Source organism: Fimbriimonas sp. LA-C6 (genome assembly GCF_055398105.1).
In genome coordinates, this window is record NZ_AP038796.1 from 2,396,527 (window position 1) to 2,420,320 (window position 23,794).

Annotated in this window: 21 protein-coding genes; 7 read left to right on the plus strand and 14 right to left on the minus strand. The window is 53.1% G+C overall.

The features are described from left to right. Window positions 1-272 precede the first annotated feature (272 nt). On the minus strand, window positions 273-1,481 hold the full coding sequence (gene hmpA, locus ACZ51B_RS11150; RefSeq protein WP_464293402.1) for an NO-inducible flavohemoprotein: 1,209 nt from the start codon (window positions 1,479-1,481) through the stop codon (window positions 273-275). 141 nt (window positions 1,482-1,622) lie between these two features. Here hmpA and ACZ51B_RS11155 point away from each other — a divergent pair, with 141 nt between their 5' ends. From ACZ51B_RS11155 to ACZ51B_RS11165, 3 genes are all read left to right on the plus strand, one after another. After that, window positions 1,623-2,762 (plus strand): Gfo/Idh/MocA family protein, encoded by a 1,140-nt coding sequence (locus tag ACZ51B_RS11155; RefSeq protein ID WP_464293403.1) that lies wholly within the window; start codon window positions 1,623-1,625, stop codon window positions 2,760-2,762. Further along, window positions 2,759-3,205, plus strand: coding sequence for an HIT family protein (locus ACZ51B_RS11160; RefSeq protein WP_464293404.1), 447 nt, complete (start codon window positions 2,759-2,761; stop codon window positions 3,203-3,205). The genes ACZ51B_RS11155 and ACZ51B_RS11160 overlap by 4 nt, the downstream gene beginning before the upstream one ends. Before the next feature lie 67 nt (window positions 3,206-3,272). Beyond that, on the plus strand, window positions 3,273-5,249 hold the full coding sequence (locus ACZ51B_RS11165) for a DUF6600 domain-containing protein (RefSeq protein WP_464293405.1): 1,977 nt from the start codon (window positions 3,273-3,275) through the stop codon (window positions 5,247-5,249). 42 nt (window positions 5,250-5,291) lie between these two features. Here ACZ51B_RS11165 and ACZ51B_RS11170 read toward each other — a convergent pair whose 3' ends face one another. From ACZ51B_RS11170 to ACZ51B_RS11190, 5 genes are read right to left on the minus strand one after another with little or no spacing between them, the layout of a single operon-like run. Then, a complete protein-coding gene (locus tag ACZ51B_RS11170) occupies window positions 5,292-5,516 on the minus strand; it encodes a hypothetical protein (RefSeq protein ID WP_464293406.1) in 225 nt (74 codons plus the stop codon). Window positions 5,517-5,539: 23 nt separating this feature from the next. Then, window positions 5,540-6,241 (minus strand): L-ribulose-5-phosphate 4-epimerase AraD, encoded by a 702-nt coding sequence (araD, locus tag ACZ51B_RS11175; protein WP_464293407.1) that lies wholly within the window; start codon window positions 6,239-6,241, stop codon window positions 5,540-5,542. Window position 6,242: 1 nt separating this feature from the next. Then, on the minus strand, window positions 6,243-7,925 hold the full coding sequence (locus ACZ51B_RS11180; protein WP_464293408.1) for a ribulokinase: 1,683 nt from the start codon (window positions 7,923-7,925) through the stop codon (window positions 6,243-6,245). After that, window positions 7,912-9,093, minus strand: coding sequence for a XylR family transcriptional regulator (locus ACZ51B_RS11185; protein WP_464293409.1), 1,182 nt, complete (start codon window positions 9,091-9,093; stop codon window positions 7,912-7,914). The genes ACZ51B_RS11180 and ACZ51B_RS11185 overlap by 14 nt, the downstream gene beginning before the upstream one ends. A 9-nt stretch (window positions 9,094-9,102) precedes the next feature. Next, window positions 9,103-10,518 carry an L-fucose/L-arabinose isomerase family protein gene (locus ACZ51B_RS11190; RefSeq protein ID WP_464293410.1) on the minus strand — a complete coding sequence of 472 codons (1,416 nt, stop codon included), beginning with the start codon at window positions 10,516-10,518 and terminating at the stop codon, window positions 9,103-9,105. 191 nt (window positions 10,519-10,709) lie between these two features. Between ACZ51B_RS11190 and ACZ51B_RS11195 the strand changes: the two genes are divergently transcribed. Beyond that, window positions 10,710-12,215, plus strand: coding sequence for a M28 family peptidase (locus ACZ51B_RS11195; protein WP_464293411.1), 1,506 nt, complete (start codon window positions 10,710-10,712; stop codon window positions 12,213-12,215). On the opposite strand, the gene ACZ51B_RS11200 is transcribed toward ACZ51B_RS11195, so the two are convergent. Continuing rightward, a complete protein-coding gene (locus ACZ51B_RS11200) occupies window positions 12,212-12,940 on the minus strand; it encodes an alpha/beta hydrolase (protein WP_464293412.1) in 729 nt (242 codons plus the stop codon). The two genes, ACZ51B_RS11195 and ACZ51B_RS11200, sit on opposite strands and share 4 nt — an antisense overlap. Window positions 12,941-13,270: 330 nt before the next feature. Here ACZ51B_RS11200 and ACZ51B_RS11205 point away from each other — a divergent pair, with 330 nt between their 5' ends. Beyond that, window positions 13,271-14,185 (plus strand): hypothetical protein, encoded by a 915-nt coding sequence (locus ACZ51B_RS11205; protein ID WP_464293413.1) that lies wholly within the window; start codon window positions 13,271-13,273, stop codon window positions 14,183-14,185. Window positions 14,186-14,264: 79 nt separating this feature from the next. Then, on the plus strand, window positions 14,265-14,963 hold the full coding sequence (locus ACZ51B_RS11210) for a DNA alkylation repair protein (protein WP_464293414.1): 699 nt from the start codon (window positions 14,265-14,267) through the stop codon (window positions 14,961-14,963). A gap of 15 nt (window positions 14,964-14,978) precedes the next feature. On the opposite strand, the gene ACZ51B_RS11215 is transcribed toward ACZ51B_RS11210, so the two are convergent. The 7 genes from ACZ51B_RS11215 to ACZ51B_RS11245 all read right to left on the minus strand — a co-directional run bounded on the left by ACZ51B_RS11215 (window position 14,979) and on the right by ACZ51B_RS11245 (window position 21,933). After that, window positions 14,979-16,142, minus strand: a complete 1,164-nt coding sequence (locus tag ACZ51B_RS11215) for a saccharopine dehydrogenase family protein (RefSeq protein WP_464293415.1) — start codon at window positions 16,140-16,142, stop codon at window positions 14,979-14,981. A gap of 88 nt (window positions 16,143-16,230) precedes the next feature. Continuing rightward, window positions 16,231-17,283 carry a PEP-CTERM sorting domain-containing protein gene (locus ACZ51B_RS11220; RefSeq protein ID WP_464293416.1) on the minus strand — a complete coding sequence of 351 codons (1,053 nt, stop codon included), beginning with the start codon at window positions 17,281-17,283 and terminating at the stop codon, window positions 16,231-16,233. Window positions 17,284-17,460: 177 nt separating this feature from the next. Then, entirely contained in the window at window positions 17,461-18,111 is a 651-nt protein-coding gene (locus ACZ51B_RS11225) for a lysophospholipid acyltransferase family protein (RefSeq protein WP_464293417.1), read from the minus strand. Further along, a complete protein-coding gene (locus ACZ51B_RS11230) occupies window positions 18,099-19,130 on the minus strand; it encodes a rhomboid family intramembrane serine protease (RefSeq protein ID WP_464293418.1) in 1,032 nt (343 codons plus the stop codon). The genes ACZ51B_RS11225 and ACZ51B_RS11230 overlap by 13 nt, the downstream gene beginning before the upstream one ends. A gap of 56 nt (window positions 19,131-19,186) precedes the next feature. Further along, the gene (locus ACZ51B_RS11235; RefSeq protein WP_464293419.1) at window positions 19,187-19,930 is read right to left on the minus strand and encodes a YebC/PmpR family DNA-binding transcriptional regulator; all 744 of its coding nucleotides are present in this window, start codon (window positions 19,928-19,930) and stop codon (window positions 19,187-19,189) included. A gap of 43 nt (window positions 19,931-19,973) precedes the next feature. Next, complete coding sequence (locus ACZ51B_RS11240) at window positions 19,974-20,972, minus strand: LacI family DNA-binding transcriptional regulator (RefSeq protein ID WP_464293420.1); 999 nt, start codon at window positions 20,970-20,972, stop codon at window positions 19,974-19,976. 22 nt (window positions 20,973-20,994) lie between these two features. Beyond that, window positions 20,995-21,933, minus strand: coding sequence for a LysR substrate-binding domain-containing protein (locus tag ACZ51B_RS11245; RefSeq protein ID WP_464293421.1), 939 nt, complete (start codon window positions 21,931-21,933; stop codon window positions 20,995-20,997). Between the two features lie 305 nt (window positions 21,934-22,238). Here ACZ51B_RS11245 and ACZ51B_RS11250 point away from each other — a divergent pair, with 305 nt between their 5' ends. After that, window positions 22,239-23,717, plus strand: a complete 1,479-nt coding sequence (locus ACZ51B_RS11250; RefSeq protein WP_464293422.1) for a catalase — start codon at window positions 22,239-22,241, stop codon at window positions 23,715-23,717. Window positions 23,718-23,794 lie beyond the last annotated feature (77 nt).

The window sequence follows — 23,794 nt, forward strand, 5'->3', positions numbered from 1 at the left end:
TCTTCAGAGATACATCGGTTTCAAATAGGCTTTACATCTAGGTATTCGCGGAAGTTGCTAGTCAAAACTGCAGCTTGCTAGGACCTTGTTATCGATTTTTGTATGAGTTAGATTGAAAGAAACTGAAAAATGTTCGTTAGGTACTTGCTTCGCGCAGGTCCTTGCAGCTTGATGGCTAGTGATATAGTGATGCCCTACGCTACGCTGCGGCGAGTTAAAGTGTGCCTGAGATCCGAGTTGGAGGTTCAGGCACACTATCAGGTGGATTGTTGCTATGCAGTGACGGTCTGTGACTCAAGCGATACGGTAGGGCCGAACACTTCATAGTGTCTGAGTCTAGGTGGCACACCGAGAGATTCTAAGTTGCCGTCGATCATGCTCATAAAAGGTACAGGACCACAGATGTAGTAGTCCGATTCCTTAGCCGGAACCAACTCTCCAAGTTTCTTCAAGGAAATGAGCCCCTCAAAGTCGTAGTCAACTCCTTCTATAGCTCCCGAAACATCCTCGTAAAAGACGCAGCGTCGTACATTGGGATTCTGCTTACACAAGGAAGCGATTCGATCTCGGAAGACGTGTGAAGCTCGATTCGGACAGGCATGAATGAATAGGATTTCTCGTTTGCTTTGAGTACCTACCAAGTGCTCCAACATGCTCATCAAGGGTGTGATTCCTACGCCTCCGCTGATGAAGACAACAGGAGAATCGGAACTCGCGTCCAAGGTGAAGGTTCCCATTGGTGCATGCAGAAGTATCTCATCCCCCTCTTGGACATCGTCGTGCATGTGGGTTGAAACCAAACCGTTAACCACACCTGTCTGTCGCTTGATGGTTAGACGAAAACTTGGTTTTCCAGGTGCATCAGAAAGGCTGTACTGTCGCAATTGCAAATGCTCCGCATTCGGTAGCTTGATCTGCACAGATGTATACTGCCCCGGCTCGAATATTGGCAACGGTGCGCCGTCCTTCGGAACAAGATAGAACGAAGTAACTGAATCGCTCTCCGGAACTTTTTCCTGCACAAGAAACGGCTTGAATCCGACCCAACTCGCGTCTTTGTATAACTGTCCTTCGAATCCGATCAGAATGTCTGCAAGTTGGCCATATGCTGCGCCCCATGCGTCAATGATCTCGGGAGAAGCTGCCTCCCCAAGAACGCTTTTTATTGCCTTCAACAGGTACTCACCAACAATCGGATAGTGCTCCGCCTTTATCTCTAGGCTTGCATGCTTGTGCCCGATGCGTCCCACCGCCTCTCCAAGAGCACCGAGATTATCGATATTGGACGCGTAGGCCAACACTGCACCGGCTAGAGATTTGGGCTGTTCGCCAGTACGCTGGTTGTTCTCATTAAATACATCCAGTAGTTCCGGGTGTGAGGCAAACATGGTTTGATAAAACACCCGTGTGATTGCCTCACCATGCTCCTGGAGCACGGGCACGGTAGCTTTGATTATAGACAGCTGTTCTTGAGTTAGCATGATCCAATTCACCTAGAAGATGCATATTAAATGCATCTTCAAATATCCTACACGTTATCATCGGGTCCAACGACAGTTTTCCTGTGGTGATAAATGGGGACACGTTTACCACTCACCCCTTGTTGAGGCTAAGATCAAGGCATGGATCAAGTGCGGTTTGGCGTGATTGGATTGGGAAACATGGGGTCCGTACATGTTCGAGACCACTTCCCCAAAATAGCTCGGGCCGAAGTTACTGCAGTCTGTGATACCAACTCCGAAAGACTTGCCGACTTTCCGGGCTATGAACACTTTACGGATAGTTCAGATCTCATCCATTCAGGGCTTGTCGACGCAGTTCTTATCGCCACACCCCACTACAGCCACACCACCATCGGAATAGAGGCGCTCCATGCAGGGCTCCATGTCTTGGTCGAGAAACCCATTTCGGTGCATAAAGCGGATTGCGAACGCCTAATCGCTGCCCAACGAGGGCAGGTCTTTGGAGCAATGTTCAACCAAAGAACTGACTCCCACTACCAGGTAATTCGCCAAATGATCCAAACAGGGGAGTTAGGTGAAGTCAGACGTATCAACTGGATCATCACAAACTGGTTCCGAAGCGCCACCTACTATGCGAGTGGCGGATGGCGTGCCACTTGGGGCGGTGAAGGTGGAGGCGTCCTACTCAATCAATGCCCTCACAATCTCGATCTCTATCAATGGTTGTTCGGGATGCCAACCAAAGTGCAAGCGTTCTGCGGTTTCGGGAAGTATCACGATATCGAGGTAGAAGACGCAGTCACGGCCTATCTGGAACATCCCAATGGAGCAACAGGTGTTTTCATCACGACCACGGGTGAGGCACCCGGCACCAACCGTCTGGAAGTCGCGGGCGATCGAGGGAGGTTGGTCTACGAGAACGGCAAAATCCTTTTTGAGCGCACCACGGAGTCTGTCCAAGAGTTTTCCGACACCACGCCAATGGCATTTCCCAGCATGCCGGTCTGGAACTGCGAGATTCCCACACACGGATTTGGTGGCCAACACTCAGAGATCATTGAGAACTTTATCGCAGCAATCCTTGATGGGGCACCTCTTCTCGCTCCAGGACCCGAAGGAATCCACTCCGTGGAGCTTGCCAATGCCATGATCTACTCCGGACTGACGGGTGCCGCAGTACAGCTTCCCATGAGCGGTGAGGTGTATGAAACCAAACTTAAAGAACTCGTCGCGAACTCAACCCATATGAAAAAAGTGAGAGAGATGCCTGTATCAGACCTGTCGGGGACATACCGATGACGCCCTCCGAACGCCTAGCCCAACTAGATGCTGGCGATAATCCGGCCCTCATTCTCAAAATGCCCTCGGGCTTTGCCGTGATGGGCGACTCCCAGTTCTTCCCCGGCTACTGCCTGCTATTGGCCTATCCACAAGTGGACCACTTGACAGACCTGGATCTTGAGAGCCGATCACGTTTCCTCATCGACATGAGCATCCTTGGAGACTCAGTGAAAGAAGTTACCGGATGCAAGAGAATCAACTACAGCATCTACGGCAATCTCGATCCGTTCCTTCATGCGCATATTTGGCCTCGCTACACTTGGGAGGACCCAAGCTACGCTACCCTGCCCCCATTTAACATCCCAAGTGACCTTCGTTCCGACCCCGCAAAACAGTTCTCGTTAGAGGAGCATAGGCCTCTTATGCAGCAGCTCGCTAGGTCTATTCAGGGACGATTATAGGTTCAAAAGCCGGTTCTGGCCCAACTTGGCGAACCCGCGCTGATCTTAACACGTCAGCACCTTTACAATGAAGACAACGAGAGACACCTCAAAATCCGCCTTTAGAGGTGGCATTGCGCTCATCGCTCTGGCCATCGCTTGCCAGGCGGCAGCACAATCTGGCTACCAGGTCACCGAAGATCCTGCCAGTCCGACTCAGGGTAGCTATCATATCGGTGAAGATTCAAACCCGACTATATCCAACTCAGGCCCGGTTCGCATGGCACGTTTCTCAATGATTCAGGGAAGCGTCACTTGGCGACCAAGTAGAGATGAGTCTTGGTCGACTGCAACTACTAACCTTCCGATCCGGCAAGGATCAGAGATTTGGGTCAACACTGGCAGCAGGGCCGAAATTCAATTTGACGACGGTAGCTACCTCCGACTCGGAGCCGGAGCGATCGCAACTCTCCAGACACTCTATAGCGATGACAAAGGTGAATTCACCGAGATCAAACTGAACTCCGGTTTAGCCAGCCTCCGACTTAAAACGAAGCTATCCATGTATCAAGTCGATACACCGATTGCGGCGGTGAAGGCATACGGACCCGCCAAGATTAGGGTCGGTGCTGCCCAAGGCATGGAAGTCGCCGTTCAGCAAGGCGAGGCTCAAGTCGAAGGTGCAAACGACAAGGTTACGCTCTACAACTCCGACTACCTTGACCTCGCGAATGAGTCTTCCCAATATAACATCGAGAGGATTCCCGGACGAGACAGTTGGGATAAGTATAACGACGATCGCGACTACGCACTGGCCCACCCAAGCAGCTATCTTCCATCCAACATTGCGCTCGTTGCTGGTGATCTAGACTCCTACGGCACGTGGCGAAGCGACCCCACTTACGGCCATGTCTGGTGCCCACGCGTCATTGAGTCTGATTGGCGCCCTTATCACCATGGTCGTTGGGTTTGGGTTCAGCCTTTTGGCTGGACATGGTGCTCCGATGAAGCTTGGGGCTGGGCACCTTACCACTACGGAACGTGGGTCCACCAATCCTACGGCTGGGCATGGTGCCCAGGGCCAGTCCAACAGTGTTGGTCGCCTGCCGTTGTACAGTTCAGCAACTACGACGGTCGAGTAGGCTGGTGCCCGCTCTCACCACACGAAGTCCGCTACTCAAGTTTTGCGGTTGGTTTCCGCTCAGGTAACTGGGCACTCTCCTTCTCCATTGGAAGCACAGGTTGCTACTACCCATCCTATGGCGGTTACTGCACTCCACGTCGCTGGGACAACCGTGTGGTGAACCGTGTGACGGATATCACGCACATCAACAACGTTTACAATACGACCATCAATAAGACTGTGGTGGTCAACAACAACTTCATCAGCCGAAACGCTCGCTACGGAGTGCAGACCTCCGCACAGAATTTCGGAACTGGAACCTCGTTCCAGCGGATGGGATCAGCCGATGTTGCTGCTTTCCACAAGGGAAGGAGCTATGCTGCCCCAACTGGATCAGCGTCCCCAATCGCCGGACCTGCTCATGTCGCTCCAACGCAGGCATCGTTCTCACCAACTCACACGCTTCTCAACAAGAGAGCCCCTGAGTCCGTGATCCAGCGGTCGGTCTTCCGACCCACCTTGCCACCCGCAGTGTCGCGAGCAAGTTCGCCGATGCCCCACGCGGTGAATCCGCCAACGCATACCACCCGAGCACCTTCAAGTGATCGCTACGACCGGTTCAATCCCAACAACCGTACAAACGGAGACCGATCAAACGGTAACCCGCCACGGACGGAGAGGACGGACCGTAGTAGAGGCAACACCACTGGCCCAGATCGAACGGATCGACCTCGAGGTACATCGGATCGACCGGTTCGGTCAGGAAACGATGGACAGCCAAGGGGTGGCTACCGACAGCATGAGAACACACCTCCTAGCCCATCGCGAAATTCACCTCCATCACGCTCGAATTCCGATTCGGGCAGATCGAAGGGTGGCGACAACAACAGCCGAGGCGGCGATGGCGGCCTCAACAAAGGCCGACGCGGTGGCGGTAGGTAAACAACACGTTAAAGGCCCGAGGAGTAACTCCTCGGGCCTTTTTTAGTCGCTGTCCATGCCACTTGAGCTGACTTTGGTGACGATCTCTTGCGAGGGACTACAAAGCGTGACCACCAAAGAAACAGCAAAGAGCAAGCAGGCACCTATAATCGACCACCACGGAACTTGATGCCGGCGCAGCTTCCTTGTTACGATCCAAAGACCGCTGATGGAAGCCAAACCCATACCCGCAATACCACCAATCAAGCCTGTGCTCCAATAGATCACGAGGTCATTCTACAACGTTGTGATTAGCTCTGACCGTAATAGGCAGAAGCCCCATGCTTGCGCAGGAAGTGCTTATCCAACACCTTCTGAGACAAAGGAGCTGCACTGGGAAGAATCTGTTGAGTCAATATGGCCGTCTTGGCGACCTCTTCCAGAGCAATGGCATTCTCCAATGCATATGCCACCGATTTGCCCCACACAAAGGGGGCATGTCCCGGCAAAAGAGCCGCCGACATCTCGACAGGATCTAACCCAAGAGCCTTGAATTGGTCGGTGATCGCAACCCCCGAGAAGTGCTCATAAGCACTATCGATCTCTTCGTGTGTTAACTCGCGAGCCACTGGAATCATCCCGTAGAAATGATCACCATGAGTGGTCCCAAAGCACGGAATCGGCTGCTTCGCCTGCGCCCATGCGGTCGCGTAGCTGGAGTGAGTGTGGACGACTCCACCAATCGCCTCAAACTCTCGATACAGATGCAAGTGAGTAGGCGTGTCGGACGACGGCTTCAATGAACCTTGTACGACCTTGCCGCTCTCCAAGCTGAGGACGACAATATCTGCTGGCGTCAGGCTGTCATAGGACACACCACTGGGCTTGATCGCCATGACACCCTTCTCGCGATCCACAGCGCTGGCGTTGCCCCATGTGAGCACCACCAATCCTGCCGCTACAATCTGCTTGTTGGCCTCACAAACTTCGCTACAAAGCTCCTGAAACTCCATATCAGTCCTGAACACACACAGATTTGCGGATGGCAAGCAGATCTTTCATCACTGGGTAAAGATTGGCAGCATTGTCCACGATTCCGAACGAATCATGAAGGCTCTCGTAGATCTTGAACAGTCTCTCGTAAACGACAGCATTCTCCTTGATCGGTACGAACTTGTGCTCTTGAACACCTGCCATGGCTTCCATCGCCTCAGCAAATCCTGGATGCTTTCCAGCCGCCACGGAGCCTGCAATCGCGGAACCCAAAGCACAAGCCTGCGTGCTACGCGACACTTCCAACGTACGGTTCAAAACATCCGCATAGATCTGCATCGCCATCGCATTCTTGGCAGAGATGCCACCGCAGATCACGACACGGTCAATCTGAACCCCATTGCGAGCCATCTGCTCCACAATGATTCGCGCTCCAAATGCGGTCGCTTCAACAAGTGCACGGTAGATCTCAGCAGGTCGGGTCTGAAGGGTCATACCCACCATTAAGCCCGTGAGCTGTTGATCGACCAAGATCGTCCGATTGCCGTTGTGCCAATCAAGAGCGACCAATCCACTCTGACCTGGCTTCAACTTAGCTGCATCGCTTGTGAGCTGCTCATGCGTGCCCTTATCGCCACCCGGCTGGATCACGTTGACAAACCAGTTGAACAGGTCGCCAACAGCGCTTTGCCCCGCCTCGATTCCATAGAATCCAGGCAACACCGATTCTGGAACAGTGCCACAAACTCCTGGGATATCGGCGAGAGGCTTGGAGAGCGGCTGGATGGCGATGTCACAGGTAGAGGTACCCATGGTCTTCACCAGCACGCCAGGAGTGATGCCTGATCCAACTGCACCCAAGTGGCAGTCAAAAGCACCAATCGAAACGGGAATGCCAGCTTTGAGTCCGAGATCGCTTGCCCACTCCTCTGAGAGATGTCCAGCAGCCTGACCGACTGTGTACAGCTCCTTCGGCAAAGACTCGCCAATGCGAGGCATGTCTGGTGAGATGAGCCCTAGGAACTCTGCATCAGGGTATCCACCCCATGATTTCGAGAAGAAAGCCTTATGACCCGAAGCACAGATACCACGCTTCAACACGGAAGGGTGAGTGGTGCCCGTTAGGACCGCAGGAACCCAGTCAGCGAGCTCAACCCATGTGTACGCTGCAGCAAACACGTCTGGAGCCACGCGGCTACAACGTAGGAGCTTCGCCCAATACCATTCAGACGAGTAAACGCCGCCATACTTCGCAACGTAGTCTGGTCGAGCATTCTGAGCCTTTTCAGTTATTTCGATCGCTTCCGCACTGCTTGTGTGGTCCTTCCACAGCCAAGCGTAGGCATGGACGTTGTTTGCGAACTCAGACTTAAGCTCAAGTGCGACACCTTCTGCATCCACAGGGATTGGAGTGCTACCCGTGGTGTCCACGCCCATCGCAACAACCAGGTCCACCGTGAAACCGTCTGTCTTAGCAGCAATCTCCAATGCTCCTTTAACCGCCGCCCTCATGCTTGAAATGTAGTCAGACGGCTTCTGTCTGGCCAGATGCGGGTCGTTCTCATCCAGCACAACGCCGCTGGTTCCAGATGGATAATCGACTACCTTCTCGGCGATTTCGTTGCCGTTTGTGACATCTACAATGAGAGCTCGAACGGAGTTCGTTCCGAAATCGAGACCGATCGAATAACTACTTGGTTGCATACCGATAAACATCCTTTACGCCCGAGTTCTCTGTTCTGAAGTAACTCGGTGGCTTTGAAAAACGAGCTTGAAACGCCTTGTTCATGCTCTGCAAATACTTGAATCCACTGCGAATGGCGATCGTTTCGAGCGGCAAAGAGGTGTCTTGAATAAGAGCCATCGCAAGGCGTAGACGCGAGTCAATGATCTCGTCATGAACAGTCTTGCCGAGTACAGTCTTCACGCGTCGCTGCAGTACGCTACGAGACACGTTCACTTGCTTCAAAACATCGTCGACGTTGATTCCGTGATGTGCTCGGTTGCGAATAAACGCAACCGCCTTCGCAACGACTGGGTCTTGAGAAGCGACAAAGTTAGTCGAAGCACGCACCACAACCCGCTTGGGAGGCACCAGCCGAGGTGGAATCACCGTCATCCGGTTCTCCATCAAATAGTGAAGCGTTTCCGCAGCACGCCAACCGACTTCAAAGTGGGCCGCATCAATGCTGGACAGCTCTGGATGCATGATCTTACACAGCGGTCGATCGTTATCGACTCCCAGTAAGGCCACCTCTTCCCCTACCTTAAGACCCAACTTTCGGCAGGCCTCACGAACCGGCAGCGCCACGCCATCATATGCCAGGAAGATCGCAAGTGGCTTCGGAATCCGACTGATCCACTCTGCGGCGGAGTCCACAATGGTCTCCCATGCCGTGTCTTCCAACATGCGTGTGGTAATCCCAAACGCAGAAAATGTTCCGCCAGCCGCTTCGACTTCGCGCTGGAAAGCAGCGGCGCGCTCCGACGACCAGTTTTCGTTGGTTGGACCACAGAAACCGAAGTGTCGGAAGCTCAACTCCTGCAAATGCTTCGCCGCCATCTTACCGATGGCCTGATTGTCCACATGGACTATTGGAAACGGAAGTTGCCCCTTGAAGGCCCCGAGTACATCTACAACTGGGACCGACTTGCTCGCAATGGCCTGAGCAACTTCCGGCGTATAAATGCGCGCAATAACCCCATCGCCGTGCCAGTTTTCAAACCAGCTCGGTACCGTTTTCCATGCATTGCCAGGCTGCGAAAACAGGTTCCACTCGATCCCCTGTTGCCGCAGATGGTCTCCGATACCCACCAACATGTCTCGGCCAGAGCCCAGCGATGTTTCGATGAGAATTGCTACGCGCCTCATTAAGTTCTCTTACGACTCGTGCTGATAAACAGCCCAACCCTTGTACTTCGTAAGGGCTTCATACACCGCATCGCCAGCAGCGTTTAGGTTCATGGCAACGTGGTGCTCAAATCCGTTCTCACAGATGAACTTCAGCAGCTTCTGGAACTCGTTGATCTTCACAACGCCAAATCCACCGAACGTGCGAAGGTTCTGGTCGCAGACCTCACCCTCTCCCACATAACCCATGATCTCACCGGTGAAGTCATCCGTGGAGAGTCGGCAGTAGGTGAACGGACCTGGCTTAATGCGTCCGACAATCGTGCCGTAAGTGTTTTCCTTTCCAACCGAGCCGGCAATGATCTCTTGGAAGTCCATTCGGTGCTCCACAAAGAATTCCTTGGGAAGGTTGGAGCAGTGGAACACAACGCCCTTGTCTGGATCGTCGCCGTAGTTATTGTTCCAGTCGAGTAGAGCGGAGGGTGTACCAGTGGCCGCTGCGAGCACGTGCATACCGAGAACACCCATGATGTCTGTCTCGCAAGCGCTCGACATCAGGTTGTTCGACATCATGCTCATCAGCGTACAAGGCACAACGCCGTAGAACTCTTCAAGCGAGGTCCAGCACTGAATCGCGGTCGCGTTCAACTGCTTGTCCTCAACCCACTGGTCGATACCGACACCAAGCTTGACCATGCGGTACAGGCTTTCTTCAGGGATGCCCTTCGTTTCGGTATATCCCTGGATTAATGCGAGCTTCTCTTTCACAGCCGCATCGGTGTCCTTCATCTTGTTCGCCCAGCCAGTGAGCTCGGAAAGGTCAAGAGTCTCGACCGAAATGCCGCTCTGCTCAAGTAGCTTCTCGCTGAATCGAACGGTATTGAACGCTGCAGGGCGAGCGCCGATCATACCAACTCGCAAATTAGTCAAACTTCGCACAGCTCGGCAAGTGGCTGCAAACTTCTGGAGATCTGACTTGAATGCATCCGTGGTCGGATCCATGGTGTGAAGCGAAGTCAGGGAGAACGGAATGCCGTACTGTCGTAGATTGTTGCAAGCCGACATCTTTCCGCAAAAACTGTCGCGTCGGAATGCGATGTCCATCTTGGCGCTTACATCTGGGAAAGCGTGAACCAAAACCGGTACGTTGAGTCCGCTCCAGCGAATCGCGTTGGCAATTGCTCGCTCGTCGCCGAAGTTAGGCAAAGTGATGAGGATGCCGTCGATCTTATCGGCATGCTTCTTAAATAGGTCCGCACACTTGCGAGCGTCGATCAGGGTCTCAATGGCTCCCCCGATCTTCGTCGTGTCGTCGTCCAGAATAACTGCTTCGATTCCTTGGCTTTTGAGAACCTCAAGGATCGTTTTTCTACCTTCACCGCAAAGGTGGTCGGGGAAGAATCCCCTGTTTCCGATGATGACACCGAGTGTGATATTGCTCTGCATTGCTTCGGTGGAATGCCCATAAAGGGACAGCTCCGTCTCCAACGTACATAGTAACAAGCTTCTCGTAAAAGCTGCCGATCAAATTAGACCAGAACTCTTCCCTGTTTCGGTCGCTCGGAAAGAGTAAGACTCAATATGACCTCAAACTCCTAGCCACAAAGCCGGAGGAGTGGTAACGTGTGCCAATCAACATGAAAAGGATCGCCCTCACATCGCTTGCGGCTCTTTCGCTCATGGGGTCAGCGGTTGCTGGGCCTCAGTTTCTTAAGGTTTCCGACGCCAAAAAGGCTGCCAACACCATCACGGCAGAAGGTCTCAAAGACTTCCTCACTTTCATTGCCGCAGATGCTCTATTGGGACGGGATACACCTTCCCCGGGCCTCGATGCAGCAGCTAATTTCCTAGCCTTCAATCTGAAGCGCTGGGGAGCCAAGCCAGGGGGCGTGAACGGTTCCTACTTTCAGCCGGTCCGACTTGTCCGCCATGCATACGACAAAGATGCTTCAAAAATCGTCGTCAACGGCACAACCCTGAAATTTAGCGACGACTTTCTCGTGAGTTCTGGCAACGGGAGCATCCGCGGATCAATCGTGTATGTCCCCAAGAAGATCGACACGTTCGATGTAAAAGGCAAGATCGTCGTGCTGGGACCAAAATGCGCACCGCAAGAGATCTTGACCGCCGTGAAGAACGGTGCCATCGGAACCCTTCGGTACGACGGTTATTCGGCGGGGCCTGGTGGAGCATGGGAAGGATTCAAATCGGGCTGGTTGCAATTCTCAAACGATTACCGACCTGAATCAGAGGACCAGCAGTTTTCAGGAGGCGGTGCTGTCCACGCCCTAATCAACTCGAATGTTGCAAAGGCGCTAGGCATACCCACTGACAATTCTGAGAACACGATCGCCATCGATAAGTCGGTCGAACTCGTCGCAAAAGCCACCAACGAAGTGACCTACACGCAGAACGTCGTTGCCATCGTAGAAGGCAGCGATCCAAAGCTGAAGAAAGAATATGTCGCGATCGGAGCTCATTACGACCATGTCGGAGGAGTTGCAGGTGGCCCAACGGATCGCATCTTTAACGGTGCAGACGACGACGGTTCGGGCACGGTCTCGGTTCTTAGTATTGCAGAGGCAGCCTTACGCTCACCCCTCCGTCCGAAGCGATCCCTCATCTTTGTATGGCACTGTGGCGAAGAGAAGGGCCTGTGGGGATCCGAGTACTTCACCTCGCACCCGACAGTTCCAAAGGCAAGCATCGTTGCTCAGCTGAACATGGACATGGTCGGTCGAAGTCGCAAAGCGGGCGATAAGAACCCTCGCAACAACTCGCTTACCGGCCCTAAAGCGGTGTACGTGATCGGTACCACCATGATGTCCACCCGTCTGGGCGACATCATCCATAGCGTCAACAAGGGATATCTTGGCATCGACTACAACAAGAAGTACGACGATCTCAAAGATCCGAATCAGTTCTTCTACCGCAGCGACCACTACAACTACGCCAAGAACGGAATTCCCATCTGTTTCTGGTTCGATGGCGAGCACGAGGATTACCACCAAGTTTCCGACGAAGTGTCCAAGATCGACTTCCACAAAATGGAAATGATCGCTCGCACGGTATTCGTCACCGGTGTAGCCGTGGCGAACGAGCCGACTCGTCCTAAAGTCGATAAGCCCTTAAAGGCAAACTAACCTCGCTTGAGCCACTGAATGATTGCCTTGGCAACTTCAGTGGCTCGCGTGCTCATCAGCGGCCCCACATGAGACATTCCACGGTACATGTGAACGTCGGCATGTGCCCAATCTGCCAATTTCAAGCTCTGCGCGGGAGCGACGTCTGTATCTTTACTCCCGATTACGGTAAGGGCCGGGCAGTGTGGCACTTGAACGGGTATTCCCGTTCGGATGGCGTTCATGACGCCGCCAGATTCATCCCGCCAGCGCTTCCAAGCGTAAAGAATGGTTGCCTGATCGCTATCTGGCATCGCATCGGTCGTGTCCTTAAGTGGGCCATTAGCCCAACGCATCACTTCCGGTACGGGAGGCCGGTTCTCAGGTTGTTTGATTGCCGCTGGAGACACGCTGTTTACCAAAACCACTGCCGTCGGGTGAATCGTCTCAGCCGCTTTGAGGGCCAGAATGCCGCCCATGCTTGCTCCAACGAGCACCACTGGACCATGGGTGGGACGGCTCCAACTTACGACTTGCCGGACATAGTCATCAAACCGAGTTTTGGCCAAGCCGCTCTTGGTAGGGACTAGGTCGCGGTTAACCACAACAAACCCAGCCTTCTTGAAAATGGGAACCCACTTGTAATATTCCCAACCGCCACCGCCGGCCCCGTGAATCATGATCACGGTCGTCTTCGGCTTCGTTGGCGAAAGGAGTAGCGCAGCAGCGAGACAAGTGAGGCTCATCCCCTCTAATATGAACGGTTTCTGCAAAGCTTTGGCAAAAAAAGATGGGCTTCCAAGAGCCCATCAAATTGCGATCTTCGCTTTTCTATCAGTAGCGGATCGAGTGGATCGGCGATTCTTTGCGATGGATCGCCACGAACCCGTACTTAGGAATATAGTACCATAAATTTGACTCTTTGCACCAACTTGCACAAATCTTAATGAGAATCATACTCATGGCTACTCTTCTCGTTTTAATTTTTACTGGCAGATCTAACATGTGACCCACCCTCAGTTCGCACCGAAAACAATCGAGAATGCCCGACTGAAGGGCGTGTGAGGGTTAAGAGGATGATCAACTTACTCAGTTTGCTAGTTTCAGGAGTTGCGCTCACGACGCCGGATGGCATCACCGGGCAGCCGTTTGCCTATGCGTTCGACCGTGGAGACAAATACGTTGTACGCATGGAACCGTCGGGGAAAGACTTCACGTTCGGTAATCACTATGTGGATGGAATGTTTGGAGACAACACCGCAGGGATTGGGTTGTTCTGGGTTCAGAATCCTCCAGCAGCCTACTCCTACTCCTGCACAAAAGGATTTAAAGCATTTCCAATTCCGAAAGAAGTGGTGGAACACCAAGTGTGCCAATTCTCGATGTCAACCAACAGAAATGCCTCGATAGCCTACATCTGGTCACCTGCGAACCATCGTATCTATCAGAAAAATGGTGCCGACCCCAAGTGGTACATCTCAGCATTTACAGATCTGTTGGGTCCAGTGAATAAAGTGATGAAGCTGGCACCAGGATCCTCTGGAAACCGGATTTCGCCAGCGTTTGATGACCAATCAATCGCAATCGAGGTTCCAATTAATCAGTACGCAAACGAGTCAGGGGATGAATCGCGAGTTTCGACCACCTGGTTGCTCGACAAGCGAAGCGGCAGAGCAGTCCATCTCGGGCAAGGGAGCCCCCTCGGATGGGTAGATGCAAACACTTGCTTGCTTTGGAAGTCTTCTCCAGGCAATAAGTCGGTCACAGCAGTTGATCGAAATGGCGTACCCAAGTGGCATCTCGATTCGCTCCAGGCCGCATCCGTTCTCAATGGCATCCTGTACGTTGCCAAAGATCATAGACAGGAACATCTCGGCTCCTTCACTGCCTACGATCGATTCGGTAAGCCCTCGAACGTATCGATTCGTGCAAGTAAGAGAGCCCCATACAACGACAGTACAAGCCGGACGATCTGCTTCCTAGCGAAGTAACCTGACCCGAAACCCCAGTCAGATACACCTAAGTGTTGGACTGGGGTGACTCCTGTGTCAAACTCGATTCGGATTCACCATGACAGACCAAGTCCTGGAAGCTCTTCGAAATAACACGACTCCAGGTAAAGCGGAGTATTTTCCACGCTACTTCAAATGTGGACCAGGCGAGTACGGAGAAGGTGACAAGTTCATCGGCGTAATGGTGCCACAGGTAAGGTCCATTGCCAAGCAGTTCAAGCACCTTGAATTCGACGACCTCCACGACCTGCTTGCAAGTGAGTGGCACGAAGCACGAACCGTTGCACTCTCCATCCTCGTGCTCCAATTCCCCAAGGCCGATCCCACTCGGAAGATGGAAATCGTTCACTTCTATTTGAATGAGTTAGATCGAGTCAACAACTGGGACCTCGTAGACTCTTTCGCCGGCCCGATCTTGGGTGAGTATCTGCTAGACAAGGATCGATCAGTGCTTTACGAACTCTCACAAAGTGGGCATCTTTGGCGGGAACGGGTTTCCATCATCGCCACCTCTGCGTTCATCAAGCGACGAGAGTTCGACGACACGTTGCGGTTAGCCAAATACTTCCTCACCCATAAACACGACTTGATGCACAAAGCGACCGGCTGGATGTTACGGGAAGTTGGGGGAAAGGACAGATCGGTTCTCACACAGTTCTTGCAAGAGCATCGACTCCAGATGCCGAGAACGATGCTCCGCTACGCCATCGAACACTATCCACACGAAGAGAGGAAGGCTTTCCTCGCAAAGGAATAGCCCCCCCGCTCCAAACTATCCCACTTCTGAAAACTTCATGCCGATCCCGCGCTTTTGCAGCTCTTCGAGAAACGCGGTACCGGTCATGCCGTCCTCGTACCGGGTGCATCCTGGAGTTGTTCCACCGTTCACGATGTTCTGAGCGTAGATAGAAAGCGAGAAGCCCGTGAGCCGCTCCATCGCAGTGAAACCAGTTTCAGTGCATTGCTTGTCAAAGATATCGACCTGAAGTGTCTTCGGCTGACCGCCTTTCGTTCCGACCGCCAAACCTCGGATGACACAGAGGTCCAGATCTTCCAATTTGCTCAGGCTTTGCCCGAAAACCTTCACAAAGACGTCTTTAGGGACAATCTGAGTCCCTTTCACATCGATCTTTTCTTCATTCCAAAATCCGAAGTCTTTGAATACTTTCATGAACGCACAGTGCCCGGGGAACCGGATCGTCTTGTATTCGTAATTCTTCAGCTTGCCTTGGAGCGTGTAAGGCGCGGTGCTGGTGCCACCAGAGGTAGTGAAAGCCTCCATAGCTCCTAGCTGCTCAACGTGGATCTCTTCGAGTTCCGAAAGCGTGTCGACCAGCGTGATCTCGCCATTCCTCAACACCACCGCCTGGTAGTCGTACTCAGCAACCAGCCCTTCTACATTGAAGGTGACTTTGTAGTTGAGAGGCGGAACCGGATGTTGAGGAAGAACACCGCAGTAAAGCTTCACGCTCTCTGTGACATCAAGATGCTCGATCAGCCATAGCCCAATGCTGTTGACGAGACCCGGAGCAAGCCCGCAGTCGGGAATGAGCGTAACACCTGCGGCCTTGGCCTTCTCATCCATCCCCAAAGTCTGCATGGTGATGTCGGTGTTGCCACCGAGATCGCACATATTGGTTTTTGTTTCGATGGCGACCTCGGCAATGCGGGGGTGCATCCAGTAAGGAACGCAACTCAGAAGCGCATCAGAAGATTCGAGAAAGGGGCGCAATGAATTGGGGTCGAGGGCATCAACCTGAAATGGTTGGCAAAGCTCCTTGCCAACCATTTTGTTCACGCGCTGGGCGCTCTTGGTAGCCTGTTCCAGGCTCATATCGCCTAGTTTAATAACAGCAGCATCAGCGAATTTTGCGAGATCGTACGCAGCTGCAGTGCCCTGCATGCCCGCACCGAGAATAGAGTAAGTTTTGCTCATATGGCTCCTGGACGCCCTTGTCTGGGAAGGTGTGGCAAGATTCTATCCTGTAAGTACGATTGCCGACAGTGCATTGCGCGATTTTGATCTACTTACGCTTACGGCGAAGCATAGCGACGAGTCCAAGACCGATCATTGCCATCGAAGTCGGTTCAGGTACCGCTTGAGGGACGAGGACGAATCCGTGCTGTTCACCATCCACCAGCGAGCGGCCTGTAATCCACCCGCCATTGTTGATGGCGTAAGCGTTAAGAAGCACACCCTTAAAGCCACTGCCAGGCACGATGCAGTTATTCAGATCGTAGGTCTTTCCGTTGTCCCACAGAGTGGCATCAATATCGGTTCCAACAATCTGCCCGTGGTTATTGATGTCTGAAGCGACACTGTCGGTGGTTCCTAGTTCTGTGGAGGTGCCGTTCATCCATAGAATGGCGTGGCTCCTGCCGTGAGCATCCCAGGCTGTCCCAATTACCGCTCCTGAGTCGTTTAGGGCTGAGGCTTGGCTGTATAAATAGCTTGCCGTTCCAAGGTCTACTTGGCCGCTGTTTGGGTCCCAGAAAGATGCGCTAGCAAGATTATTCACCAGTGACCATCCAACGCACTGGTCATGGTTATTGATTGCAATCGAGAAGGAACTACTTGCAGCCAAGAACTTCGGGGCCTGGCCCGAGGGCATGATAAATGCTCCGTCTGGAGACTGTATGGATTCCGTTCCGCCAACAATGGTTCCCCCATTGTTTATGCCGGTAGCTTGACTGTAAAAAGCACCACGGTCATCCAGTAGGAGCAGTTTGCCCGCAGAGTCCCATTTGCACATGTGAGTGCCATTGTCAGTGGTCGTCTGCCCAACAATCTCCCCTCGATCGTTGATGCTGTACCCTTCGCTTTGGCTTTCAGAGCCATAGCCTTGAATGCCTCGGAGTCCCGTGGATGGGTCCCATATGAACGACTCAAATGAATCGCTCCCGTTGATGTCACGGGAATAGCTGACCGCGCCTGTTATTTGTCCCTTGTCATTTATGGCGCGAGGGAGGGCCGAAGAAAATCCCAGGCTCCCGAGGTCAATCACCTTGTACTGGTGTGGGTGAGCAAGCGCGCCACTTGCCATCAAGATAAATAGTGTTGAAGCAGTTCCTTTCATTTTAAGTCACGACAAGGCCGAGTCAGGACCTTGGGAGAGATCGCAAAGCGATGAAAAACAGACGAACAAGTCTTAGAACGACCTCAATGGATGAATGTTCAAGGAAAGGTGAATCTCTTAAAGACTGAAGCGTATCAACGCTGATCCCAGAGTTCTGGACGAAAATGCTCCGCAAATCTACTTGATAAGGGCAGCTTCTGCTTCCGCCTCAAGGCGATGCATCTCTTGCTCAAGATGCAGTCGAATAGCCTCGACCTGCTCTTCCGTTGAGTCTTTCGGGACATAAATCGGTTCGCCCGCAATGATAATCGCACGGGCGAATGGCATTGGGAAGAGGTAGCGATCCCACGTCTTAGCAATGATCCTCGGGCGGGCGGAAATTCCAACGGGCAACAGGGCAGCCCCCGACTTCTGCGCCATCATCATTACGCCACCCTGTACCACTCCGCTAGGACCTCTTGGGCCGTCGGGTGTCATGGCCATCGTGCCACCGGCTTTCAGCGCTCGGATGCCTTCGATGGCTGCGCGCACGCCTCCGCGTCCAGTGCTACCACGGATCGTTTGATAACCGAGGCGAGAAAAAATGGAGTTCTGGATATCGCCATCTCGCGATTGACTGATGATGACCCAGTAGCCCTTATGACTGAAGAGGTGTGCGTATACGAACGAACGCCCATGCCACCCGGTAAAGATGTGTGCCTCTAGATTCTCCGGGAAGTTGACTTTCTCCACCCGAAGTGTTTTGCCCACAATCCGAACCATGTGGTACAGCATGCCGCTGAGGACCTCGGGCCGGACATTGCGCCAGCGCTGCTTTAGGTCAACCAACCGCGTTTCCTTGCCAGTTCCACGCATGGATGTAGCGGATAGGCTTGCATAAGTTCATCCAAGAGTACCTGTGCACGAGCCGGGTGTTGATCGCGTTCTAATCCCGCGAGTGCAAGCATCGCCTCTGGGCGGTGTGCGTCATTTGCCGATCCCTCGATCACGCTCTTAAGCAGAATACGTGATATATCAGGGTTAGATGACTTGTATTTTTCTGCCAGAGCCGTCCGTTTGTGAGGGGTAAGTCTACTGGATTGCCCAATCTCAATTAAGCGAGCCAAAAGCGTAGGATGCTCGGCTTCCGGCATCAAATCTAGTAGCTGAAGGATTGCATTGGCCTCACCATCCGTGTCGTCCGTGAGGGCATATGCGCGCGCTAGGTCTTGCCACGCCTTCGGGTCTTTTGGATGGGTTTCCAAATGCTGCTTGGCTGCATGAACAACGGCTGCCGGACCGCGCTCGTTCATCCTAGCAAGGACCTCATGTCCCATCTTTAAGTGGGCTATGTCTGGCGTTTTATAGACAAGACTGAGCACAACTCCTGCCACAAATCCGCCAATGTGCGCCCAAAACGCTGTACCGCCAATGTCACCCAGCTTCACAAATGCGCCAACCACCTGCAGGACTACCCATACCGCTGTGACCACCAACACATTCACAGCAGTCTTTGGAGCCATGGCCACCTTGAGGCCCATGTACCGTACGCTGTAGTACCCGACGCATCCGGCGATACAGCCACTCGCACCAATATAGGGCACGTTGGAAAAGGAGCTATGGGTAAGCGCGTAGTGGGTAATCACACCTGCAATGCCACTCACAAAATAAACGGTAGCGAATCGAATCGAACCAGCCGCAAGTTCCACGGCAACACCGACAGCTGCCAGAAAGACCATATTGCCCAACAGATGCAGCACATTAGCGTGAAGAAACAGGCTAGTTAGGAGCGTATAAGCAGTGGGCTTATCCGACCGAAAGCCGTAGTCAAGCGCCAGGTCAGGTGCCAGATAAAGAGCAAAGGCCATGACCAGGTTCGCCGCGATCAGCACAAGTGTGACCGCGGGGAATCTCTTTCCGTGGCTCACGCCTCTTGGAACGCGTCCTCCGAAATGTCCACGTTTACGTAAGTTTCTTGCACATCGTCCAAGTCATCGAGAGCATCCAAAAGGTTGAGAAGCGTCATCTGCTCCTCGTTGGATAGGTTTGCCTTGTTGGTCGGTAAGTAGGTGAGATTAACTTCCTTAGCAGTGATCCCGGCTGCTGCGAGAGCTCCGTTCACCTTGTGGAGGTCGGCCATGGCAGTAATCACAGTGAATGTGTCTTCATCTGCCTCTACGTCCTCGGCACCTGCCTCAAGCGCGATGAGTGTGAACTCATCCTCGTCCCGGCCTGCCATATCGACAATGATCTGGCCTACGTGCTTAAACTGCCAAGACACGCTGCCGTTCTCAGCCATGTTTCCGCCGTGCTTGCTGAAAGCGTGGCGCACTTCGGACACAGTGCGGTTCCGATTCTCGGAGTAACACTCAAGAATGATCGCGGAGCCGTTCGGGCCGTAACCTTCATACACGATCTCTTCGTATGCAATGCCCGGGATCGCACCAGTTCCCTTGTCGATTGCTCGCTTGATGTTGTCGACGGGCATCGAAACGCCTCTTGCCTTATCAACCGCAACGCGTAGTCTCGGGTTCATGGAGGGATCGCCCCCACCTTCTTTAGCTGCGACGGTAATTTCGCGGCTGATCTTGGTAAACAGTTTGCCTCGAATGGCGTCCTGCTTGCCCTTGCGAATTCGGATGTTTTTCCACTTCGAGTGGCCTGCCATGGTGATCATATTGTGGCACGCCCAAGCAAGGGGTATTTACTGGTTAATTTCGGAGGAGTCGCACGCAGCTTCCACGCTCGACCACTTCAGGCGGTGCAGCTACTATCTCGCCCGTCAGTTTCTTACCACCAACAACCTCTAACAGCCTCTTGATTCCAAGATAGCCTTGCTGGCGCGAGGGCATTTTCACCGTCGTGATTTCCGACCATGCAGCTGTGGGAGTGTCATGGTAACCCACAATACTAACGGCTTCTGGAACTGCAATGGAACGTCGCCGTAAAGCGTCAGCTAGTCGTGCAGCAACCACAACGCTCGCCGTTGCCAACGCCGTTGGTCGCTCGTCCATCAGCGCAATCTCATTGGCGACTCGATCCACTTCGTTTCCTTCAAAATCGCACTTGAAAATAAGGTGTGGATCCATCTGCAGCCCGGCGCTTGCCAGGCCCTGCTGAAATGCGTTCTGACAAAATTCGGAAAGATAACTACTCGGCGCCACGGCAACAAATCCAATGCGGGTGTGTCCCAATCCGGCCAGATACGTCCCTTGTAGCTTAAAGCCAGCCGCGTCATCAAGCGCGACATAAGGTCGAGGCGTATCACCGAAGGGATTGAGGGAAACATACGGGACCTCGTGCTCTTCCAGGTCCTCTAGAAATGTAGGGCTGGGAAGCTCATCTGCAATGAGAATTCCATCAATACGCCCTTGCTCCGCAAGCGAAATAAGCGGATCACTCCCGTCCCCTTGGGAGTATTTCACAAGGAAAAGACAGTAGTTTTGCTCGTCAGCTGCCTCCTGGGCACCGTCGATGATGGCAGGATAGACATAGTTGCTCGTGCTACGTAAAGCAAGTGCAACGGCCCCACTTCGCCCCTTTCGTAGACTACGTGCCAACGAGTTAGGTCGGTAGTTCAGCTCTTTGGCAGCAGCCTCAATCCGTTGACGAGTTTCGGCAGCCACGCGGATATTGCCGCCTTGGAGAACCTTCGATACGGTCGAGATATCGACGCCCGCGAGGGACGCCACGTCCTTGAGTCTTGCCACTTGTTGATAACACTATACGGCCTCAGACAGGCTTCAAAGTGTTCCCCAGAAACTGAATGTTTGGTAACCGGTTGCGTAGGAGCTTGCCCAGTGCCAGTGCGTCATGAGTTGTCGGGGTTCCCGAAGGAGCAGCGAGTCCCACGACGCGACCAGGTACCGGCTCCTCAAACGGGACAAACTTCAAATGTCCGTGATGAGGCGAACTACGTTCCGCAGTCATGATTGGGATCAGCGCATTGCCGAGTCCAAACGCCACCATCTGTTGCAGCGATTCGATGCTTGTCGCGTGGATCGGATTGACACTCGTAGCTCGAATCCCACAGACCTCAAGCGTCTGGTCTCGCAGACAGTTTCCACGCTCCATCACAATCAGTTCTTTCGGATTGAGATCCTGAACACTTACTTTCTCCTTCTGTGCCAAAGGGTGATCATGAGGGATTGCCAAAACAAAGGGTTCATAGAAGAGAGGGATGACCTCAAAGCCAGGCTTAGGTCCAGCAATACAAACGAGTGCGGCATCCAGTTCACGATTGTTCAGCTTCTCGACAAGTGATTCCGTTGGCCCCTCACACAGAATCATCTTCGCCTCCGGAAACTCATCACGAATCAGGTGCAGTGTGTGTGGCAGATAGTACGGGCCAAGAGTTGGCAGAAGCCCCAACCGAAACTGCCCCGTGAGCGGGTTGCTGTTATAACCTAGCTGGGTGGAGATAGCCGCAAGGCTCTCCAAGCTAGAACGAATCTGCCGAATAACAATCTCCCCTTCGGGAGTGACAAGGCAGCTTCGAGTGGTTCGTGCAAACACTGAAAAACCTAAGGAGTTCTCCGCCTTTTTCACCACAGCACTCAGAGAGGGTTGCGACAACCCTAGCATTTCAGAAGCCCGGCCAAAGTGCTGAAGGTCAGCCAGGGCAACCAAAGCACGCAGGTCTCTCACCGTGAGACTCTCTAATAAATTCATCTGATTTGATTATATATCAGATCGTCATTATCATGTTGACTAATTAATAAACGACAATCATCATATTTGCATTGAGCAGCTCTTTTGAGCTCAAGGAGATCCTATGATTTGTTACGAATGCGCCCACTCTGCACCCATCGGTGGCTTACATCTCTCTTCGGAAGCAGCAGTCGGAATCTGTACAAACTGCGGACGAGGTCTGTGTTCTAAACACGCCCACGTTTCACCAAACGACTCCAAATTGGTGTGCGAGTCGTGCCAAAGCGACAAGCCCCAAAGCCGAGCTGCTCACCGCGAGACGAGCCATGTCTGAGAAAGTAGTCCTCACCACAAGCCACGGCATTCCAGTGCCCGATAATCAGAACTCCCAAACGATCGGATCGAACGGTCCGATTCTCATGCAGGACGTGTACCTGTTTGAGAAGCTTGCCCACTTCAATCGAGAGCGCATTCCAGAGCGAGTGGTCCACGCCAAAGGCGCGGGAGCTTACGGTTACTTCGAAGTCACCAACGATTTGTCACACTTGACGAAGGCAAAGTTCCTCTCAGAAGTCGGCAAGCGAACCGAAGTGTTTGTGCGCTTCTCCACAGTCGCCGGGGAGAAAGGCTCCGCAGATGCAGACCGAGACCCACGCGGCTTTGCCATCAAGTTCTACACAGAAGAAGGCAATTACGACTTGGTGATGAACAACGTGCCCGTGTTCTTCATTCGAGATCCATTAAAGTTCCCTGACTTCATCCATACACAAAAGAGACATCCTGCCACAGGATACAAGGATGCTAACGCTCACTGGGATTTCTTCTCGCTCAGCCCAGAGACGACGCACATGGCAACGATCCTATTCTCAGACCGAGGAACGCCCCGAAGCTACCGTCATATGCACGGCTTTAGTGGCCACACGTTTATGTGGTTTAACCAGCATGGAGAGCAATTCTGGGTTCGGTATCACTTCAGAACCGAGACTGGAATAGAAAACTTTACAGCCGAAGAGGCTGCCAGAGTGGCGGGAATTGATCCCGATCACGCCACAAGAGATCTGTACGCCACCATCCAAGACGGCGGCGAGGCCGCATGGTCCGTGGAAGTCCAAGTGATTCCTGTTGCTGAGGCTCACGAGGCTGGCATCGACATCTTCGATCTCACCAAAGTCTGGCCCTATGGTCAGTTCCCAAGGCACAAACTTGGACGAATGGTGCTGAACCGGAATCCGGAGAACTACTTTGCGGAAGTAGAACAGGCTGCGTTCTCACCCGGAAATCTCGTACCTGGCATCGCACCGTCGTTCGACAAAATGCTTCAAGCCCGTCTCGTCTCATATGCAGATGCTCATCGCTACAGACTTGGCGTTAACTATGCAGATCTGCCTGTGAACTGCCCCCACGCAACGCAGGCCAACAACTACTTCCGAGACGGTGCCATGAAGTTTAACGGCAACTCCAAAGGCTGCCCCGTCTATGAACCCAACAGCTTCACGGATACTCCAAAGCAAGCCCCAGAACACACCGTTCCGCCGATCGAGGTTTCAGGACCGATCACTCGTGCAAAAGCTGTTGCAGTCATCGATGACTACACGCAGCCAGGAAACCTGTACCGCCTCATGACCGAGGCAGAGCGCGCACGTCTCGTTAGCAACCTCGTCGGACATATGTCCAACGCCAGAGTTGAGCTACAAAAACGACAGATCCCTCACTTCTGCAGAGCCGACCCCGAGTACGGCACACGCATCGCGGAGGGTCTTGGCCTAGACATTCGCGAAATCATGGGTGAACTCGTTCACCTATAGTTTTCCTATGCTCCCGACGGACGGTTTCTGCACGTCGGGAGCTTCAGTTTGAATCTGGCGATACCGACAGCTTTTGT